3 protein-coding genes and 2 pseudogenes are annotated in these 3,153 nt (G+C 38.1%); 2 read left to right on the top strand and 3 right to left on the bottom strand.

Annotation, left to right across the window (positions count from 1 at the left end; translation table 11 throughout):
• Positions 1-458 (bottom strand): helix-turn-helix domain-containing protein (locus F6K37_RS36060; protein ID WP_287255776.1); only part of this gene is annotated, 458 nt, incomplete at its 3' end.
• An 88-nt stretch (positions 459-546) separates the two neighbouring features.
• On the opposite strand from F6K37_RS36060, the gene F6K37_RS36055 reads away from it, so the two are divergent.
• Positions 547-705: a hypothetical protein gene (locus tag F6K37_RS36055; protein WP_287255774.1), complete on the top strand. Its 159-nt coding sequence runs from the start codon at positions 547-549 to the stop codon at positions 703-705.
• An 81-nt stretch (positions 706-786) separates the two neighbouring features.
• Here the strand turns inward: F6K37_RS36055 and F6K37_RS36050 are convergent.
• Positions 787-1,519, bottom strand: a pseudogene (locus F6K37_RS36050) (Rpn family recombination-promoting nuclease/putative transposase); the annotation flags it as partial.
• Positions 1,520-1,588: 69 nt separating this feature from the next.
• Entirely contained in the window at positions 1,589-2,704 is a 1,116-nt protein-coding gene (locus tag F6K37_RS36040) for a hypothetical protein (protein WP_287255769.1), read from the bottom strand.
• A 135-nt stretch (positions 2,705-2,839) separates the two neighbouring features.
• Here F6K37_RS36040 and F6K37_RS36035 point away from each other — a divergent pair.
• A pseudogene (locus F6K37_RS36035) lies at positions 2,840-3,153 on the top strand (IS4 family transposase); the annotation flags it as partial.

Raw genomic sequence — 3,153 nt, 5'->3', positions numbered from 1 at the left:
CCTGGTGAGTACTTGAAGCTCCGGTAACGAGAACGTCTTTTGGGTTTGGGATACCCTGCTTCACCTTTAAAGAATTTTGAGAAGGCGGTATCCAACTGTCTTAGCATTTGTTGCAGGACAGTTGAGTGTATTTCTTTGTACCAAGGGCGTTCTTTTTTTAAAGTTGGAAGAGTAGAACTTTGAACCTCATAAACACTACGTCTAGGATTTTTCTGGCTTTTCTTCCAAGGATAACCAACAGAGGTTGACTTATTGACCGAGCAAGTCAACGGACACGCCTCTCCACGAGTCCTCAAGTCGCAGTAATTCCCCATTTTAGGTGACTTAACCTGCTCATAGGAATCATTCCTATCCCTTAACAGATAGTTGTACTGCGCTAACAGCATATCCAGCCACCGATTCATGACAGTCATCTGCTGAGAACTTGGAATGAGCTTGTAGACGTATCCGTATTGCATGGTATCGACCTCTTTGTCCGTGCTATCTTAATTGTAGATTATAGAATCGTAAAGTGACCAGGAAATGGCTAAAACAGAAACAAAAAAAATGGGAAGACCCTGTATTCACGGGGAACCCAAAAGAGCACATACCATTAGAGTGACGGATAAGGCATGGAACGGACTGAAGCGATTAGCTTCCGTTGCCGGTGTAAGTCTCTCCGAATATTTGGAAGCCTTGGGAAAAGCCGGTGTATTGCCTAGTTAACAGATTGTGGCTTACGCCACTTGAGAGGGGAAATTCATCCCCGACCTAAGAGGACTGGGTATTCTTTCCCCTCTCAAACTCTCCTATTTTCGATAACCGAGGTATCGACTTTAATTTGCCTTGAATTTCACCTTCAAGTCTCCCCTCCTGTATACCTTCGGCTTTTGCCTCCTGATAAACTTTGGTTTGCCGTAAATCACTTAAGCTAAACATGGCTTCGATCTCCGTGCGACTGAGTTTGGGTAACTTATACACCAGTATGGTCTCTATTAATTGTAGAAGTTCTCGCTTTTGTCGTTCATTCTCCACCTCCTCAGTGGTTCGTTGAATCAAGTCTTGAGCAAATGCAATGGCAGAATCTTCCTCAGTGACAATTAGCTGTACTGTGGAGATACCCACCGATGGTGCAGAGGTCTCGGCTAATTCATCGAGATAAATCCGAGATACCCTTGGAGAATCGAGTAATTCTCGATACCTAAAAGTAGCTCCTTTCTCCACATTGCGGCTAGGGTAAATCACCACACCACGCCAATCATTGCTGAGTTCGGTTTTGTATAAGTACAGAAAAATTTCACTAAAAAACCGGGAGTAAAATTGAGAGTCCCTCTGAAATTGGACTTCTACAAAATAAATTGGTTGTTGGGCTGTGGTGATTGTGGGCAGGAATACCCCATCAATTCTTGCATGCTAGTTGTTTGACTTCTACAGAAGCGAATTGATAAGCTTGTGCTTCTGTAGGGGAATGGTTAATTAATTCAAAAAAGATGCTGGGAAACGATTGAAACAGGCGATAAAATATGGTATCGGTTTTCACATTTAGTTCATTACTTAACTATAGAAATTCTACTACCTCATGGGTAGTAGAATTGCACTAACTAATTTGCTAGTAAATACCCCAATCATCAATAATTTTTTCTCTTTCAGAAACCGCCAATTGAGATAGATTTTTACCAAGAGCAGATTCCATTTCAGGGGAGAGAATTATGTGCTGATTTTGGTCAATAGCTATGTGCTTATCTACTTGCTCTTGGGTAAGAATACCCTGGCATACATAAGTTGATAGTATTTCGAGAACAACCTGAAATGCATTGTAAGGAATAGAAGTTAATTTAAACCCAGGAATATGAATATATTTACCCCCATTTTTATGGTGATATAGATAACGAATAGGATTATCATCTCGTTTGGCAGCATCTACCTCATCGATAGTTTTTCTACCAGGATAAACTTGAACCGCTTTTTTGAGCTTAATATTTTCCAATCCCTTAGCCCAAGGAATCCAGCGAGAAATATCCTGCTTAATTGTGCTCAACATTTCTGCTTCCGTTCTACCAGTTATTTTTTCCAAATTATCCAACCATTCCCTAGGAATAGTTTTCGGATTTTCGGCCAAGGGAATATCTAATTCTGCCTGGTTATATTCTCGACCAGAAAAAATTGCCAGATGATCGTATCCGACTTTAATTATTCCACCATATTGACCTCGAATGAGCATAGTACTAGAAAAACTTTTTTCGATTTCTGGAAACTGTTTTTTCAAGTCTGAGGAAATCTTGTATAGTCCATAAACTTTTAGCTTTACTAGATTTCCTTCGATATATTGCTCAAATTTTAGTTCTGGAATCGGAATGCCCAAACCCTTGGCATAACCAGCATTAACTATCGTATCGAAATAAAGTTGATTATTGTGATTTATCTTTAACTCGAAGTTTTGACTATTGATGGCAATATTACGTACTTCCTTATTGTAGTGAATGTCAACAAAATTTTCTCTAACAAGAAAATTAAACAGATTGATCATGTGACAAACATATTCGGCAATATTTAAGACAAATTGCCTAACTTTGACTGCACCAGCGATGTCCTGTTTGGCCGGATCGAAATTTCCAAGTAAGGGTTTGATGGCTTCTTGATCTAGTATCTTTACTAAGTCTTCTGGCTTGCCAAAAATAGCTTCATTATGAGAGTATTTTAAATGTTGCTGATAAATTTCAACCAAAGCAGCAGCAACATCTTTATAAGTTATCCCTGGGGGGGCGACAAGCAGCCTGTAACCCTTGATATATATTAAATTGAGCGAATTATGGTAAAAAAAGATAGGTCATAAATTGTCAATACGACCTATCAATTGAAAATGATACCCGAATTATATCAAAAACATCTAAAAAATCTACTTTCCGAATCTCAATTATTATTTTTTTACCTTATAATAATAATTATACAAGACACCAAAAATGTCAAACTTGAAAAAATCGCAGAATCACTACCTTTACCCATTAAAGTTAACTCACGACGTAAAAAACTACAGAGATTTTTGTCTTTGCCAGTATTCGAGGTTAAATATTTGTGGTTTCCAATTATTAAAAAATGGGTCAATCAAACATTTAGTGAAGAGCAAAAAATCTATTTAGCCATCGATAGAACTAATTGGAATGACAAAAATTTATA

The sequence above is a fragment of the Moorena sp. SIO4E2 genome (genome assembly GCF_010671945.1).
Classification (GTDB): domain Bacteria; phylum Cyanobacteriota; class Cyanobacteriia; order Cyanobacteriales; family Coleofasciculaceae; genus Moorena; species Moorena producens.
The sequence above is the reverse complement of the archived record's forward strand: the minus strand, read 5'-3'. Positions and strand labels throughout refer to the sequence as shown.

What these genes read in the sequence shown, in the direction of transcription:
- F6K37_RS36055 (WP_287255774.1), top strand. Translation starts at nt 547, where the DNA reads ATGGGAAGACCCTGTATTCACGGGGAACCCAAAAGAGCACATACCATT.